This is a genomic window from Nissabacter sp. SGAir0207, from assembly GCF_005491205.1.
Taxonomy (GTDB): domain Bacteria; phylum Pseudomonadota; class Gammaproteobacteria; order Enterobacterales; family Enterobacteriaceae; genus Chimaeribacter.
On sequence record NZ_CP028035.1, the window covers coordinates 2,898,980 to 2,915,214 of the forward strand.

At 60.2% G+C, this 16,235-nt stretch carries 17 protein-coding genes; 11 read left to right on the top strand and 6 right to left on the bottom strand.

The genetic code is table 11. The features are described 5' to 3' along the window. Position 1 precedes the first annotated feature (1 nt). The 5 genes from cyoB to C1N62_RS12935 all read left to right on the top strand — a co-directional run bounded on the left by cyoB (position 2) and on the right by C1N62_RS12935 (position 5,407). Entirely contained in the window at positions 2 to 1,993 is a 1,992-nt protein-coding gene (gene cyoB, locus C1N62_RS12915) for a cytochrome o ubiquinol oxidase subunit I (RefSeq protein ID WP_137764015.1), read from the top strand. After that, positions 1,983 to 2,597, top strand: a complete 615-nt coding sequence (locus C1N62_RS12920) for a cytochrome o ubiquinol oxidase subunit III (protein ID WP_137764016.1) — start codon at positions 1,983 to 1,985, stop codon at positions 2,595 to 2,597. The genes cyoB and C1N62_RS12920 overlap by 11 nt, the downstream gene beginning before the upstream one ends. Further along, the gene (locus C1N62_RS12925; RefSeq protein ID WP_137764017.1) at positions 2,597 to 2,929 is read left to right on the top strand and encodes a cytochrome o ubiquinol oxidase subunit IV; all 333 of its coding nucleotides are present in this window, start codon (positions 2,597 to 2,599) and stop codon (positions 2,927 to 2,929) included. Before C1N62_RS12920 ends, C1N62_RS12925 begins: the two co-directional genes overlap by 1 nt. Positions 2,930 to 2,946: 17 nt before the next feature. Continuing rightward, positions 2,947 to 3,834, top strand: coding sequence for a heme o synthase (gene cyoE, locus C1N62_RS12930; RefSeq protein WP_137765007.1), 888 nt, complete (start codon positions 2,947 to 2,949; stop codon positions 3,832 to 3,834). Between the two features lie 193 nt (positions 3,835 to 4,027). Beyond that, positions 4,028 to 5,407, top strand: coding sequence for an MFS transporter (locus C1N62_RS12935; protein WP_168195860.1), 1,380 nt, complete (start codon positions 4,028 to 4,030; stop codon positions 5,405 to 5,407). A 63-nt stretch (positions 5,408 to 5,470) separates the two neighbouring features. Here C1N62_RS12935 and C1N62_RS12940 read toward each other — a convergent pair whose 3' ends face one another. After that, on the bottom strand, positions 5,471 to 5,962 hold the full coding sequence (locus tag C1N62_RS12940; RefSeq protein WP_137764019.1) for a YajQ family cyclic di-GMP-binding protein: 492 nt from the start codon (positions 5,960 to 5,962) through the stop codon (positions 5,471 to 5,473). A 187-nt stretch (positions 5,963 to 6,149) separates the two neighbouring features. On the opposite strand from C1N62_RS12940, the gene panE reads away from it, so the two are divergent. Together panE and yajL are read left to right on the top strand one after the other, a co-directional pair. Continuing rightward, the gene (gene panE / locus C1N62_RS12945) at positions 6,150 to 7,064 is read left to right on the top strand and encodes a 2-dehydropantoate 2-reductase (RefSeq protein WP_137764020.1); all 915 of its coding nucleotides are present in this window, start codon (positions 6,150 to 6,152) and stop codon (positions 7,062 to 7,064) included. Then, positions 7,024 to 7,620, top strand: coding sequence for a protein deglycase YajL (gene yajL / locus C1N62_RS12950; protein ID WP_137764021.1), 597 nt, complete (start codon positions 7,024 to 7,026; stop codon positions 7,618 to 7,620). Before panE ends, yajL begins: the two co-directional genes overlap by 41 nt. A 63-nt stretch (positions 7,621 to 7,683) precedes the next feature. Here the strand turns inward: yajL and thiI are convergent, their stop codons facing one another. Continuing rightward, positions 7,684 to 9,132, bottom strand: coding sequence for a tRNA uracil 4-sulfurtransferase ThiI (gene thiI, locus C1N62_RS12955; RefSeq protein ID WP_137764022.1), 1,449 nt, complete (start codon positions 9,130 to 9,132; stop codon positions 7,684 to 7,686). Between the two features lie 250 nt (positions 9,133 to 9,382). Between thiI and xseB the strand changes: the two genes are divergently transcribed. From xseB to C1N62_RS12975, 4 genes are all read left to right on the top strand, one after another. Next, on the top strand, positions 9,383 to 9,628 hold the full coding sequence (gene xseB / locus C1N62_RS12960; RefSeq protein WP_137764023.1) for an exodeoxyribonuclease VII small subunit: 246 nt from the start codon (positions 9,383 to 9,385) through the stop codon (positions 9,626 to 9,628). Between the two features lie 5 nt (positions 9,629 to 9,633). Next, the gene (gene ispA / locus C1N62_RS12965; RefSeq protein ID WP_137764024.1) at positions 9,634 to 10,563 is read left to right on the top strand and encodes a (2E,6E)-farnesyl diphosphate synthase; all 930 of its coding nucleotides are present in this window, start codon (positions 9,634 to 9,636) and stop codon (positions 10,561 to 10,563) included. A 33-nt stretch (positions 10,564 to 10,596) separates the two neighbouring features. Beyond that, positions 10,597 to 12,459: a 1-deoxy-D-xylulose-5-phosphate synthase gene (gene dxs / locus C1N62_RS12970; protein ID WP_137764025.1), complete on the top strand. Its 1,863-nt coding sequence runs from the start codon at positions 10,597 to 10,599 to the stop codon at positions 12,457 to 12,459. Between the two features lie 114 nt (positions 12,460 to 12,573). Next, positions 12,574 to 13,560 (top strand): aldo/keto reductase, encoded by a 987-nt coding sequence (locus C1N62_RS12975; protein ID WP_137764026.1) that lies wholly within the window; start codon positions 12,574 to 12,576, stop codon positions 13,558 to 13,560. A gap of 43 nt (positions 13,561 to 13,603) precedes the next feature. Here the strand turns inward: C1N62_RS12975 and pgpA are convergent, their stop codons facing one another. The 4 genes from pgpA to ribE all read right to left on the bottom strand — a co-directional run bounded on the left by pgpA (position 13,604) and on the right by ribE (position 16,153). Further along, positions 13,604 to 14,089 (bottom strand): phosphatidylglycerophosphatase A, encoded by a 486-nt coding sequence (pgpA, locus tag C1N62_RS12980; protein ID WP_137765008.1) that lies wholly within the window; start codon positions 14,087 to 14,089, stop codon positions 13,604 to 13,606. Between the two features lie 66 nt (positions 14,090 to 14,155). Next, the gene (gene thiL, locus C1N62_RS12985; RefSeq protein ID WP_137764027.1) at positions 14,156 to 15,139 is read right to left on the bottom strand and encodes a thiamine-phosphate kinase; all 984 of its coding nucleotides are present in this window, start codon (positions 15,137 to 15,139) and stop codon (positions 14,156 to 14,158) included. Between the two features lie 106 nt (positions 15,140 to 15,245). Then, entirely contained in the window at positions 15,246 to 15,662 is a 417-nt protein-coding gene (gene nusB / locus C1N62_RS12990) for a transcription antitermination factor NusB (protein WP_137764028.1), read from the bottom strand. Between the two features lie 20 nt (positions 15,663 to 15,682). Next, positions 15,683 to 16,153 (bottom strand): 6,7-dimethyl-8-ribityllumazine synthase, encoded by a 471-nt coding sequence (gene ribE, locus C1N62_RS12995; RefSeq protein WP_137764029.1) that lies wholly within the window; start codon positions 16,151 to 16,153, stop codon positions 15,683 to 15,685. Positions 16,154 to 16,235: the final 82 nt, after the last annotated feature.

Here is a 16,235-nt window from a genome sequence, read left to right on the forward strand (position 1 = left end):
GATGTTCGGAAAATTAACGCTTGATGCGGTTCCTTATCATGAACCCATCATTATGTTTACACTTGCTGGTATTGCCGTACTTGGTGCGGCACTCGTAGGTGCCATCACCTACTTCGGCAAATGGCAGTATCTGTGGAGCGAGTGGCTGACTTCGGTTGACCACAAAAAACTGGGTATCATGTACATCATCGTCGCCATCGTCATGCTGCTGCGTGGCTTTGCCGATGCCATCATGATGCGTGGTCAGCAGGCGCTGGCCTCGGCGGGCGAGGCGGGCTTCCTGCCGCCACACCACTATGACCAGATCTTTACCGCGCATGGCGTCATCATGATCTTCTTCATGGCGATGCCGTTCGTTATCGGTCTGATGAACATCGTGGTGCCGTTGCAGATTGGCGCGCGTGACGTGGCCTTCCCGTTCCTGAACAACATCAGCTTCTGGTTCACCGCCGTTGCCGTGATTCTGATCAACATCTCTCTGGGTGTGGGTGAGTTCGCGCAGACTGGCTGGCTGGCCTATCCGCCGTTGTCAGGTAAGGAGTTCAGTCCGGGCGTGGGCGTTGACTACTGGATCTGGAGCTTGCAGATTTCCGGTGTTGGTACCCTGCTGACAGGCGTTAACTTCTTCGCGACCATCCTGAAGATGCGCGCGCCGGGCATGCCGCTGATGAAAATGCCGGTCTTTACCTGGGCCGCACTCTGCACCAACGTGCTGATCATCGTCTCCTTCCCAATCCTGACTGTTACCGTCGCGCTGTTGACGATGGATCGTTATCTGGGCACCCATTTCTTCACCAATGATATGGGCGGCAACATGATGATGTATGTCAACCTGATTTGGGCATGGGGCCACCCGGAAGTGTACATCCTGGTTCTGCCGGTGTTTGGTGTGTTCTCGGAAGTGACCGCGACCTTCTCCAAGAAGCGTCTGTTCGGTTACACCTCCCTGGTATGGGCAACCATCGCGATTACCGTTCTGTCGTTCATCGTTTGGCTGCACCACTTCTTCACCATGGGTTCCGGCGCGAACGTCAACGCCTTCTTTGGTATCGCCACCATGATCATTTCCATCCCGACCGGGGTGAAAATCTTCAACTGGCTGTTCACCATGTACCAGGGCCGTATCCAGCTGAACTCCGCCATGCTGTGGACTGTGGGCTTCATCATCACCTTCTCCATCGGTGGGATGACCGGCGTACTGCTGGCCGTACCGGGCGCAGACTTCGTGCTGCACAACAGCCTGTTCCTGATCGCGCACTTCCACAACGTTATCATCGGTGGTGTGGTGTTCGGTTGCTTCGCTGGCCTGATCTACTGGTTCCCGAAAGCCTTCGGCTTCATGCTGAATGAGAAGTGGGCAGTACGCTCCTTCTGGTTCTGGATCATTGGTTTCTTCGTGGCGTTCATGCCGCTGTACGTGCTGGGCTTCATGGGCATGACCCGTCGCCTGAGCCAGAACATTGACCCGGAATTCCACTCCCTGCTGATTGTGGCAGCGTTTGGTGCTCTGCTGATTGCCTGTGGCATCCTGTGCCAGCTGATTATGTTCTACGTCTCCATCCGTGACCGCGACCAAAACCGCGACCTGACTGGCGACCCGTGGGGCGCGCGTACCCTGGAGTGGGCAACGTCCTCTCCGCCGCCGTTCTACAACTTCGCCATCGTGCCGGAAGTGCATGACCGCGACGCGTTCTGGGACATGAAAGAGAAAGGCGAAGCGTACAAGAAGCCCGCCAAGTATGAAGAGATCCACATGCCGAAGAACTCCGGCGCCGGTATCGTGATTGCGTTCGCCAGCCTGGTGTTCGGTTTCGCGGCCATCTGGGACATCTGGTGGCTGGCAGGCGTGGGCTTCCTGGCGATGGCTGTGGCCTGGATCTGGAAGAGCTTCGACAACGATGTTGACTACTATGTGCCGGTTGCCGAAATCGAGCGTATTGAGAACCAACATTTTGAACAAATCAGCAAAGCAGGCGTGAAACATGTCAACTGATTCTCTGACTAACCACAACGTAGCCCATGCGGAGCATGGGCACCACGATGCAGGTGAGACCAAAGTCTTTGGCTTCTGGATCTACCTGATGAGCGACTGCGTACTGTTTGCGAGCTTGTTCGCGACGTATGCGGTACTGGTAAATGGGACCGCGGGCGGTCCCTCTGGTAAAGACATCTTTGAACTGCCGTTCGTGCTGGTAGAGACCTTCTGCCTGCTGTTCAGTAGTATCACCTACGGCATGGCCATGCTGGCCATGAACAAGGGTAACAAAGCGGGCGTCAACACCTGGCTGGGCCTGACCTTCCTGTTCGGTCTGGCGTTCATCTGCATGGAAATCTATGAATTCCATCACCTGATCGCTGAAGGCTTTGGCCCGGATCGCAGTGCGTTCCTGTCTGCCTTCTTTACCCTGGTCGGCACCCACGGTCTGCACGTGACCACCGGTCTTATCTGGATCCTGACCATGATGGTACAGGTGAAGAGCCGCGGCCTGACCTCTGTGAACAAAACCCGCCTGATGTGCCTGAGCCTGTTCTGGCACTTCCTGGACGTGGTGTGGATCTGCGTATTTACCGTTGTCTATCTGATGGGGGCCATGTAATGAGTCATTCTTCTACAGGGCACGGCGGCGCCAGCCACGGCAGCGTTAAAAGCTACCTGATTGGGTTCATCCTCTCCGTCATCCTGACGATCATTCCGTTCTGGATGGTGATGAATGGCACCGCGACCCACGGCACCATCCTGGCCACAATCGTGGCGATGGCCGTGATTCAGATTGTGGTACACCTGGTGTACTTCCTGCACATGAACACGTCGTCGGAAGAGCGCTGGAACCTGGTGGCATTCCTGTTCACCGCCATGATCATTCTTATTGTTGTTGTGGGCTCTCTCTGGATTATGTACAACCTCAACCTCAATATGATGGTCAGCTAAGAGCCGAGTTGCACGTGATGATTAAGCAATACCTGCAAGTAACGAAGCCAGGAATTATTTTCGGTAATTTAATTTCTGTCGTCGGAGGGTTTCTCCTTGCTTCCAAAGGAAACATTGATTATCCCCTCTTTCTCGCCACCCTGGTGGGCGTCTCGTTGGTTGTCGCTTCGGGCTGTGTGTTTAACAACTACATTGACCGCGACATCGACAAGAAAATGGAGAGAACGAAGAACCGGGTCCTGGTAAAGGGCCTTATTCAGCCGAAAAGCTCCCTGGTTTACGCATCCTTGCTGGGTATTGCTGGTGGCGCGTTGCTCTACTTTGCCGCCAATGCGCTCTCCATGTGGCTGGCGCTGGCGGGGTTCATTATTTATGTCGGGGTCTACAGCCTCTACATGAAGCGTAACTCCGTCTACGGCACGCTGATTGGCAGCCTCTCCGGCGCTGCGCCGCCGGTGATTGGCTACTGCGCGGTCAGCAATGAGTTTGACGCCGGGGCGCTGATCCTGCTGTTGATCTTCAGCCTCTGGCAGATGCCGCACTCCTACGCGATCGCGATTTTCCGCTTCAAGGATTATCAGGCCGCGAACATCCCGGTTCTGCCGGTGGTGAAAGGCATCTCGGTGGCAAAAAACCATATTACGCTCTATATCCTGGCGTTTATGATTGCCACGGTCATGCTCTCGCTGGGTGGCTACGCCGGGTACAAGTACCTGGTGGTGGCAGCCGCGGTGAGCGTCTGGTGGTTGGGGATGGCCCTGCGTGGCTACAAAACCTCCAACGACCGGGTGTGGGCGCGCAAGCTGTTCGTCTTCTCCATCGTGGCGATCACCTCGCTGAGCGTGATGATGTCCGTGGACTTCAATGTCCCGGCCACCGGCACGCTGCTCACCTATAACTGGTAAGCGCCGCACAACACGGTTCCTAAGAAGCGCCTCCGGGCGCTTCTTTTTTTTGCCCTCCCCTCCCCCGCCCTGCCCGCTATGCTCAAGTGGGGCAGAGGAAATAACCTGACCGTAATATCTGCTAAACATCCGGCGATTTACCGCAATGCATTAACAACACTACAATGACGCAGTTTGTCATTTTGAGGTGGTAATGAAAGATAACCAAATGACCCCGCTAGAGAGTCGGGCGACATGGGGATTAGGGACCGTTTTCTCTTTACGGATGCTCGGCATGTTCATGGTACTGCCGGTGCTGACGACTTATGGCATGGCGCTCTCCGGCGCCAGCGAAGCGCTGATTGGTTTGGCCATCGGCATCTATGGGCTGGCACAGGCGGTCTTCCAGATCCCCTTCGGCCTGCTCTCTGACCGGATTGGCCGCAAGCCATTGATTGTATTTGGCCTGGCAATCTTTGCGTTCGGCAGCGCCATTGCCGCCCTCACCGACTCCATCTGGGGGGTGATTTTGGGCCGCGCGCTGCAAGGCTCGGGGGCGATTGCCGCCGCCGTGATGGCGCTGCTCTCCGACCTGACGCGTGAGCAGAACCGCACCAAGGCGATGGCCTTTATCGGCATCAGCTTTGGCATCACCTTTGCGATTGCGATGGTGCTTGGCCCGATCATCACCCACGCGCTGGGGCTGCACGCGCTGTTCTGGATGATTGCCCTGCTGGCGCTGTGCGGCATTGCCATCACGGTTGCGGTGGTGCCAAACGCCTCCAGCCACGTGCTCAACCGTGAGTCGAGCATGGTCAAGGGCAGTTTCAGCAAGGTGCTTGGCAACCCGAAATTGCTGAAGCTCAACTTCGGCATCATGTGCCTGCATATCCTGCTGATGTCCAGTTTCGTGGTGCTGCCGCGCGTGATGGAGCAGGCCGGCTTCCCGGCCAGCGACCACTGGAAGGTCTATCTGGTGACCATGCTCACCTCCTTCGTGGCGGTGATCCCGTTCATCATCTACGCCGAGAAGAAGCGCCGCATGAAGCAGGTCTTTATGAGCTGCGTGGCGGTGCTGCTGCTGGCGGAGCTGGTGCTCTGGTCGGCCGGTGGCCAGCGCCTGTGGGTGATCATCGCGGGCATCCAGCTCTTCTTCCTGGCGTTTAACCTGATGGAGGCAATCTTGCCGTCACTGGTCAGCAAGGAGTCGCCGGCGGGTTACAAAGGCACGGCGATGGGCGTTTACTCCACCAGCCAATTTATTGGTGTGGCGATTGGCGGCAGCCTGGGCGGCTGGATCTTTGGCGTGGCCGGGGCGGGTGCGGTCTTTATCGCCTGTGCGGCGATTGCCGTGGTGTGGTTTGCGGTCAGCGCCACCATGCAGGAGCCGCCCTACGTCAGCAGCCTGCGTCTCACCCTCTCAGAGCGGGCGGTCAACCATCCGGCGCTGGCGTCACGCCTGAAGGCGCAACCGGGCGTGGCCGATGTGGTGGTGGTGCCAGCGGAGCGCAGCGCCTACATCAAGATTGACAGCAAGGTCACTAGCCGTCAGGCGCTGGAGCAGTTCCTCGGCGATCTGGGCACCGGCGCATAAAAAAGGGCCGCGCTGGCGGCCCCCTTCATGCTTCCCGACGGGCCGCTGATGCGGCCCGTTTTATTAGTCGCGGAAGTTTTTGAACTGGAACGGCTGGCCGAGATCGGCCCCGCGCACCAGTTGCATCACGCTTTGCAGATCGTCGCGGGATTTACCGGTGACGCGCACCTCCTCCCCCTGCACTTGCGCCTGCACCTTCAGCTTGCTGTCTTTGATCAGCTTGACGACCTTCTTCGCCAGCGTCGTCTCAATGCCGGAGTGCAGCTTGGCGTCCACGCTGTAGGTCTTGCCGCTGTGGTCGATCTGCTCTGGGATCTCCAGCGCCCCGCCCTCAATGCCGCGCTTGGAGAGCTTCTCGCGCAGGATATCCAGCAGCTGGTTGACCTGGAAGTCAGACTCGCTGGCGACCTTGATGGTCTCGTTCTTTTCATTCAGCTCGAAGCTGGCCGGGATGTTGCGGAAGTCCCAGCGGTTGGTCAGCTCACGGCTGGCGTTTTCCACGGCATTACGAACTTCTTGCATATCAATTTCAGAAACAATATCGAAAGATGGCATCGCCTTTCCTCCCTTAACTCGACATGGCGAGCATGATAACCGCTTACCGGGCGGATGCAAAATCGTAGCCGCGCCGGTGGCATCGCGGCACGCCAGACGGCATACTGCCGGGGGCCGGTTGCCTGAATGACTATACTAGCCCTGTTGGGCGGGATTTTCCGCTGGCGGCCAGGGGGGAGAAAAAAAGATGAAAATAACCGTTCTTGGTTGCGGTGCACTGGGGCAGGTCTGGCTCTCTGCCCTCACGCGGCATGGGCATGATGTCCAGGGCTGGCTGCGCGTGCCCCAGCCGTTTTGCTCCGTCAACGTCATTGATGAAGAGGGAATGGTGTACAACCATACCCTGCCGGCCAACGATCCGGCGCATTTGGCGGAGAGCGAACTGCTGCTGGTGACGCTGAAGGCGTGGCAGGTGTCGGGCGCGCTGATCCCGCTGCTGCTGCAACTCAACCCAGAGTGCACCCTACTGTTGCTGCACAACGGCATGGGCGCGCAGGATGAGCTGCCGCCCAACCGCCTGCCGATTTTGCAGGGCATTACCACCCATGCGGCGCGGCGCGATGGCACGCTGATCCACCATGTGGCCAGCGGCATCACCCATATCGGCCCCACCTCGCCACACGGGCGGGCGATGAGCCACCTGGCAGAGGTGCTGCACCTGGCGCTGCCGGACGTCGCCTGGCATGACCACATTGCCGCCGCCAGCTGGAAAAAGCTGGCGGTCAACTGCGTCATCAACCCGCTGACCGCCCTCTACGGCTGTAGCAACGGCGAACTGGTCGCCTACCCGGAGCAGATCGAGCGTATCTGCCACGAAGTGGCGCAGGTGATGACCATCGAGGGCTTCCACACCTCGGGCGAGGCGCTGCTGCCCTATGTCTATGAGGTGATGCAGCGCACCGCCGCCAACCACTCCTCGATGCTCCAGGATGTGCGCGCCCAGCGCCACACGGAGATCGACTACATTACCGGCTACCTGCTGCGGCGCGCCCGCAGCCACGGGCTGCACCTGCCGGAGAACAGCCGGCTGTTTGAACAGATTAAAAGAAGGGAAAATGAGTATGAGCGTATCGGTTCTGGTCTGCCTGGCGCCTGGCAGTGAAGAGATGGAAGCGGTCACGGTGATTGATTTGCTGGTGCGCGCCGGCATCCAGGTCACCACCGCCAGCGTGGCCGGTGATGGCACGCGCGAGATCACCTGCTCACGCGGGGTGCGGCTGCTGGCTGACGCCACGCTGGCCGAAGTGGCGGACGGCGGGCATGACGCGCTGGTACTGCCCGGCGGCGGCCCCGGTGCGGAGTGCTTCCGCGACAGCCCGCTGCTGGTGGAGACGGTGCGCCAGACGCACCTTAGCGGCAAGCTGGTGGCAGCCATTTGCGCTGCGCCAGCACTGGTGCTGGAGCATCACCAGCTCTTCCCAGTAGGCAACATGACCGGCTTCCCGGCGCTGAAAGAGAAGATCAGCCCCGAGAAGTGGATGGACAAACGGGTGGTGCACGATCCGCGCGTCAATCTGCTGACCAGCCAGGGGCCGGGCACCGCCATTGAGTTCGCCCTGAAGCTGATTGACCTGCTGGCTGGCAAGGCCAAGGCCGCCGAGGTCGCGGCCCAACTGGTGCTGCCGCCCGGCGTCTACGACTACCGCGATCCCGCCTAGCCCCCTGCCCTGCTGGCATAAAAAAACCGGGGCCTTGGCCCCGGTTTTTTTGTCCTGCCGCGCTTACGGGCGGTAGACCTTCACGTTATTGAAGCCCTGCTCCAGCAGGTAGAGCGCCTGCAGGCGGCTCATCACCCCACGGTCGCAGTAGAGCAGGTAATTTTTGCTCTGGTCCAGATCGCCGAACTGGGTGCTGATCTTGTAGAACGGCAGCGATTTCACCACCACGCCCTCCAGCGCCAGCGGATGCTCATCCTGCTCATCCGGGGAGCGGATATCCAGCAGCACGTCGTCCGGGGCCAGCGCCGCGACGGTCTCCACCTCGGTGACCTGCTCCTCGGTCTGCTCAGCGATCTCACGGATGTCCACGTTCTTCGCCTCGCGCACCACGCGGTCCAGGATCTCGAAATCAAAGTTTGCCTCTTCGGCCTCGATCTTGCCCTTCACCGCCTTGACGGTTGGGCTTTTCGAGATCACACCACAGTACTCCGGCATGGTCTTGGCAAAGTCCTCGGTGCCGATCTCACGCGCAATCTTGATGATGTGCTCTTTGTCGTGGGAGATCAGCGGACGCAGGATCAGCGTGTCGGTGGCGTTGTCGATCAGGCGCAGGTTGGTCAGCGTCTGGCTGGAGACCTGGCCCAGCGCCTCGCCGGTCACCAGCGCCTGCACGCCATAGCGCTCAGCCACTTGGGAGGCGGCGCGCACCATCATGCGCTTGAGCACCACGCCCATCTGGCCGTCGTCCACCTTCTCGAGGATCTCGCCAACCACCGGCTCAAAGTTGATCGCCACGAAACGCACGCGGTGCGAACTGCCGAAGCGGTTCCACAGGTAGTGCGCCACCTGCTTGACGCCAATCTCGTGGGCCGCGCCGCCGAGGTTGAAGAAGCAGTAGTGCACACGGCAGCCACGGCGCATCAGCATGTAGCTGGAGACGCCGGAGTCGAAGCCGCCAGAGATCAGCGACATCACATCTTCCTGCGTGCCAATCGGGTAGCCAGCCAAACCGATGTGGCGCGCCTTCACCAGCACCAGCTTCTCATCATTGACCTCCAGCTTCACCGTGACTTCCGGCTGTGTCAGGTTGACGCTGGCGGAGTCGATGTGCTGGTTCAGGCCGCCGCCGACGTAGCGCTCAACGTCGCCAGAGGTGAAGGCGTGTTTGCCACGGCGCTTCACGCGCACGCAAAAGGTTTTCCCTTCCAGCTCGTCGCGGTAGGCTTCCAGAGTCTGCTCAAAAATATGATGCAGATCGCGATATTCACGCTCTTCCACTTCCAGCACATGATGAATACCCGGAATGCGCGTCAGCGCGTCGCAGAGGAGTTCGCGTTTGCTTTCATCCTTGCTGCGGACTTCAATATGGTCCCAATGGCGCACCACCGCCAGCGTCTCATCCAGCTCTTTCAGTACGTTGCGAATGTTGCTGGTCAGGATCTTTATAAAGCGCAAACGCACGGATTGGCTCTTGATGGTGATTTCCGGGAACAATTTAATGATAAACTTCATGGCAGTCTTTGATTTAAGGTGTGAATGAGTGGGTCGTCAGTGTGTGAATAACGATCTAGAATCAGAAAGTGAGTCATGGCGGAACCCTTCCGCAGCCGTACCCATACTGTTCAGGCCGCACAGTATATCATCATATCGGGCTACGCTGCGCGCAAATCCATGCACTTTGCCGTGAATTAGCCCCTGCGCCCAGCGCAGAGTGCGGTGTGAAGGTCTCAGGCCGCGCCGCCCAACTTATTAAAAGAGAACTATGCCAAAAAAAGCCGTACCACCTGCCAATTTTGAAACCGCCCTCGGCGAGCTGGAGCAGATTGTCACCCGCCTGGAGTCTGGCGACCTGCCATTGGAAGAGGCGCTGAACGAGTTTGAGCGCGGCGTGCAGCTGGCGCGCCAGGGCCAACAGACCCTGCAACAGGCTGAACAGCGCGTGCAGATCCTGCTGGAGAGCGACAACCAGCCTGACGCCCCCCTGACTCCCTTTACCCCGGAAGAGTAATAGTTATGGCCCATGAAGAATCACAGGCGGCTGTGATCGATTTTCCTGCGCGCCTGCGTGCCTGCCAGCAGCAGATCGATCAGGCCCTGAACGGCTACATTGCCGATCGCCACGCGCCGGACGCGCAGCTGGTGGCGGCGATGCGCTACGGCGCACTGCTGGGCGGCAAGCGTCTGCGCCCCTATCTGGTCTATGCCACCGGGGAGATGTTTGGCCTGCCCACCGAGACGCTGAACGCGCCGGCGGCGGCGATTGAGTCAATCCACGCCTACTCGCTGATCCATGATGACCTGCCAGCGATGGACGATGATGACCTGCGCCGTGGCCAGCCCACCTGCCACATCAAGTTTGGTGAGGCGAGCGCCATTCTGGCTGGCGATGCGCTGCAAACCCTGGCCTTCTCCATTCTGGCCGATGCCCCGATGCCCGGCGTGGCTATTCATGATAGATTAAGCATGGTGTCGGAACTGGCCACTGCCAGCGGCGCTGCCGGCATGGCGGGCGGGCAGGCGCTGGATCTGGCCGCCGAGGGCCAGCAGGTGGGGCTGACGGCGCTGGAGCAGATCCACCGCCATAAAACCGGCGCGCTGATTCAGGCCGCCGTCCGCCTTGGCGCCTATGCCGCCGGCGAGCCGGGCCGCCGCGCCCTGCCGCTGCTGGATCGCTACGCACAGGCCATCGGCCTCGCCTTCCAGGTGCAGGATGACATTCTGGACGTGATTGGCGATACCGACAAAATCGGCAAACGTCAGGGCGCAGACCAGCAGCTGGGCAAAAGCACCTACCCGGCGCTGCTGGGGCTGGAGCAGGCGCAAACCAAGGCCTGGGATCTCTATCAGGACGCGCTGGCGGCCCTGGCGCCGCTGGCCGCAGAGTCCTATAACACCGCCCCTTTGCAGGCGCTGGCCAGTTTCATTATTGAACGCGATAACTGATGAGTATCGTAAACCCTCTGATACGAGTATCTGATGAGTCTTAATCTCGCTAATTACCCGACCTTGGCACTGGTGCACTCCCCAGAAGAGCTGCGTCTGTTGCCCAAAGAAAGTTTACCCAAGCTGTGTGATGAGCTTCGTCAGTACCTGTTGGACAGCGTCAGCCAATCCAGCGGACACTTTGCCTCGGGCCTCGGCGCGGTCGAACTGACCGTGGCGCTGCACTATGTCTATAACACGCCTTTTGATCATCTGGTGTGGGATGTTGGCCATCAGGCGTATCCCCATAAGATCCTGACCGGCCGCCGTGACCGCATCAACACCATCCGCCAGAAGAATGGCCTGCACCCCTTCCCGTGGCGCAGCGAGAGCGAATATGACGTGCTCTCCGTCGGCCACTCCTCCACCTCCATCAGCGCCGGGTTGGGCATGGCGGCGGCGGCGGAGCGTGAGGGCAAGGGCCGCCGCACCGTCTGTGTGATTGGCGACGGTGCCATCACCGCTGGCATGGCCTTTGAGGCGATGAACCACGCTGGCGATATCAACTCCGACATGCTGGTGATCCTCAACGACAATGAGATGTCGATCTCTGAGAACGTCGGCGCGCTCAACAACCACCTGGCCAACCTGCTCTCTGGCAAGCTCTACTCCCGCCTGCGTGAAGGCGGCAAGAAGGTGCTCTCTGGCGTACCGCCCATCAAGGAGCTGGTGCGCCGCACCGAAGAGCACCTGAAGGGCATGGTGGTGCCGGGCACGCTGTTTGAGGAGCTGGGCTTCAACTATATCGGCCCGGTGGATGGCCATGATGTCCAGGCGCTGGCGCAGACGCTGAAAAACATGCGCGGCCTGAAGGGGCCACAGCTGCTGCACATCATGACCAAAAAGGGCAAGGGCTACGCCCCGGCGGAGAATGACCCCATCAGCTGGCACGCGGTGCCGAAATTTGACCCGACCACCGGTACGCTGCCGAAAAGCGCCGGCGGCCTGCCGACCTACTCGAAAATCTTTGGCGACTGGCTGTGCGAAACCGCCGCCACCGACAGCAAGCTGATGGCGATCACCCCAGCGATGCGCGAAGGCTCCGGCATGGTGAAGTTCTCCCGCGAGTACCCGACGCAGTACTTCGACGTGGCGATTGCCGAGCAACATGCGGTGACCTTCGCCGCCGGTCTGGCGATTGGCGGCTACAAGCCGGTGGTGGCGATCTACTCCACCTTCCTGCAACGCGCCTATGATCAGGTGATCCATGACGTGGCGATCCAGAACCTGCCGGTACTGTTCGCCATTGACCGCGGCGGCATCGTCGGCGCGGATGGCCAGACCCATCAGGGGGCGTTCGATCTCTCCTTCCTGCGCTGCATCCCGAACATGGTGATCATGACGCCAAGCGACGAGAACGAGTGCCGCCAGATGCTGCATACCGGCTACCACCACAACGCTGGCCCGGTGGCGGTGCGCTACCCGCGCGGCAATGGCACCGGTGCCACCTGTGAGCCGCTGGCGATGCTGCCGATTGGCAAGGGCGTGGTGCGCCGTGAAGGCAAGAAGATTGCGATCCTTAACTTTGGTACGCTGCTGCCGGAAGCGCGTCAGGCTGCCGAGGCGCTGGACGCCACGCTGGTGGACATGCGCTTCGTCAAGCCGCTGGATGAGTCGCTGGTGCTGGAGCTGGCGGAGAGCCACGACGCGCTGGTGACGCTGGAGGAGAACGCCATCATGGGTGGCGCGGGCAGCGGCGTCAACGAGCTGCTGATGAGCAAACGCCGCATGACACCGGTACTTAACCTCGGCCTGCCGGATCTCTTTATCCCGCAGGGCACGCAGGAAGAGGTACGGGCAGACTTCGGTTTGGATGCGGCAGGCATTGAGCGCCGCATCACGGAGTGGCTGGCCTGACAGCCTCAGGGGCGCGCCGCGCCCCTGTTTCCCCTTCCCCATTTCCCCTCGCCATAACCCTCTCTGGCGGCTAAAGTTAGGCATTTCCCCTGCCCTTTTGCCCAAGGAGTCCCGATGAAATTCACCCAGTTAGGCAGTACCGATCTGAAGGTGTCGCGCCTGTGCCTCGGCTGCATGACCTACGGCGAGCCGTCTCGCGGCAACCATAGCTGGACGCTGCCAGAGGCGGAGAGCCGCCCGCTGATCAAGCAGGCCGTGGAGGCAGGCATCAACTTCTTCGACACTGCCAACAGCTACTCCGACGGCAGCAGCGAGGAGATTGTTGGCCGCGCGCTGCGCGATTTTGCCCGCCGCGATGAGATCGTGCTGGCGACCAAGGTCTACTTCCCCCTCAGCAATCTGGCTGGCGGCCTGTCGCGCGCCTCAATCGTACAGTCGGTGGACGACAGCCTGCGCCGCCTCGGCATGGAGTATATCGACCTGCTGCAAATTCACCGCTGGGATTACGACACGCCGATTGAGGAGACGCTGGCGGCGCTGGATGAGGTGGTGAGAGCCGGTAAAGTGCGCTACATCGGTGCCTCCTCCATGCATACTGCGCAGTTCCGTCAGGCGCTGGATCTCTCGCAACAGCGGGGCTGGGCGCGGTTTGTGTCGATGCAGGATCAGTACAACCTGCTGCAACGTGAGGAGGAGCGGGAGATGCACCCGCTGTGCGCGGAGGAAGGGATTGCGGTGCTGCCTTGGAGCCCATTGGCACGTGGCCGCCTGACCCGCCCGTGGGGCGAACAGACCGTGCGCACGCAGACCGATGAGGTGGGCAAGAACCTCTACGATCAGGCGGATGACGCCGTCGCGGCTTCTGACCGGCAGGTGGCGGAACGGGTGGCGGCGCTGGCGGAGCAGCATGGCGTGCCACGCGCGCAAATCGCGCTAGCCTGGCTGCTGAGCAAGCCGGTGGTCACCGCGCCCATCATTGGTGCGTCACGCGCCTCCCATCTGGAGGATGCCGTGGCGGCGCTGGCGCTGACCCTGAGCGAGGCAGAGATTGCCGATCTGGAGCATTACTACCAGCCCCACCCGGAGACCGGCTTCCAGTAACAAAAACGGGCGCCATCGCGCCCGTTTCACTCTTTTCACCGGCTTAGAACGGCCAGTGGTGACCCACCAGATAGATGATCAGGGCAGAACAGACGCCCGCCACCACATCGTCGGCCATAATCCCCATGCCGCCCTGAATGTTCCGGTCAAACCAGCGGATCGGCCAGGGCTTCCAGATATCCAGAATGCGGAACACCACAAAGCCCGCCAGCACCCACTGCCAGTCATTGACCGGGATCGCCATCAGCGTGATCCACATGCCGACAAACTCATCCCAGACAATGCTGCCGTGGTCGTGCACGCCCATGTCTTTGGCGGTCTGGTGGCAGAGGTAAACACCGATGCAGATGCTGAACATCACCACCAGTGAATAGACCTGCCACGGCAGGGTGTTCAGCAGCACCCAGCAGGGAATTGCCGCCACGGAGCCAGCGGTGCCCGGCCCCCAAGGGAACAGCCCGCTGCCGAAGCCGGTCGCCAGCAGGTGCCAGGGGTTGCGCATCCGCAGCCGCTTTTTGGCGGCGTCCATCTGGTCGATTGCCTCGTCCAGCACCTGTTCCGTCGCCTGCAGCGACGGTTTCATACTCTTTGCCATCTACTCATCTGCCTTAAAGTGATCGAACCCGTGCCACGCCAGCGTGACCGGCTGTGAACCGCGCAGGTACTGGATGCCCTCCGCCTGCGGTGCCAGCTGGCCGATACAGGTAAAGGGTGCGCCAGCATGGTGCAGCGCCACGTCCAGTGCGCCGCGGTTAATCTCCGGCACCGTGAAGCACAGCTCGTAATCTTCCCCCCCAGTAAGCGCCCACTTCAGCGCCTGCTCCGGTGACACGTGCTTTTTCAGCACGTCTGAGCAGGGAATGGCATCCAGATCGATGCGCACGCCACAGGCACTGGCCTTCAGGATATGGCCGAGATCGGAGATCAGGCCATCGGAGAGGTCGATGGCGGCGCTGGCCAGATCGCGCAGAGCCTGACCATGCAGCACGCGCGGCTGTGGCCGCAGGTGGCGACGCAACAGGTAGTCGCGATCTTCTGCCTCCGCGACTGTCAGCCGTTGCTGCAACAGCGCCAGCCCCGCCGCGCTGTCGCCCAGTGAGCCGGTGACGTAGACCCAATCCCCTACCCGCGCGCCGCTACGGGTCAGCGCCCGCCCCGCCGGCACCAGACCGTGCACGGTCAGCGTGAGGCTCAGGCTGTTGCCGCGCGTGGTGTCGCCACCAATCAGTTGCATACCGTAGTAGTTGAGGTGCTCGAACAGGCTGTTGCTGAAGGCGGCCAGCCAAGGCTCGTCCACCTGTGGCAGGGTCAGAGCCAGTGAGAGCCAGGCCGGATCGGCCCCCATCGCTGCCAGATCGCTGACGTTCACCGCCAATGCCTTGTAGGCAAGATCCGCCGGGTCGATATCCGGCAGGAAGTGGGTACCCTCGACCAGAGTATCCGTGCTGACCGCCAGCACCTGTTTCTCTGCGACGGTCAGCAGGGCGCAGTCATCGCCAATCCCGAGCTGCACATCCCGGCGGCTATATTTAAACCGGTCAAAGTAACGGGCAATTACGTCAAATTCGCCGCATGCCATAGTGCTTTTCCAACAAGTAAGATAAATAAGAAAGGCCGGATAACCGGCCTTATTTATGATGCATTACAAGCAGACACCGTCAGTGGCTGGCAGGGTGGCCCTGCGATCAGCGTTTCTTGCGCACGGTCGGCGCGACTTTGTCCAGCACACCGTTCACAAACTTGTGGCTGTCCTCTGCACCAAAGGTTTTTGCCAGTTCAATGGCTTCGTTGATTGCCACTTTGTAGGGGACATCTTCACGCTTGCTCAGTTCAAACAGCGCGATGCGCAGCACCGCGCGCTCCACCTGGCCCAGCTCTTCGAGCTGACGGGAGAGAACCGGCGCCATCATGGCATCCAGGCTGCTCGCATTGACGGCCACGCCGGACAACAGCTCACGGAAATAGGCGATGTCGACATCTTTGACATCCTGCTCACTCAGGAACTGTAATTCTACGTCGGCAATGTCATTCTTAGACAACTGCCAGGAGTAAAGCGCCTGGACGGCACATTCACGGGCGCGGCGACGGGCAGCAGGTTTCACGGATATCCCCTTAACTAGATTCAGGCCTTGATGGCCTTGATAACATTAATCATTTCAAGTGCGGTCAGTGCAGCTTCTGCACCTTTGTTGCCCGCTTTGGTACCAGCACGCTCAATGGCCTGCTCGATGCTTTCAGTGGTCAGCACGCCGAAGGTCACTGGCACTTCGCTGTTCATGGCAACGCTGGCCAGGCCAGAGCTGCACTCACCGGCCACATACTCAAAGTGCGCGGTGCCCCCACGGATTACCGTGCCGAGCGCGACGACGGCGTCATAACGTTTGGTATTGACCAGAGCACGGGCAGCCAGCGGCAGCTCGTAAGCGCCAGGGACCCATACCACGGTGATGTTGTCTTCAGAAACCTGACCAATGCGTTTCAGGGCATCAATGGCGCCTGCCAGCAAGCTGTCATTGATGAAATTATTAAAACGAGCAATTGCAATCGCCACACGTGCGTCAGGAGTCGCAACAGCACCTTCGATAACGTTCATACGCTTTCCTTAAGTTGGGTTCAATACCCCGCAGGGGGGCGGATTCTATCACACTCTTTGCTCACCTGCGCGTGCGGTTTTG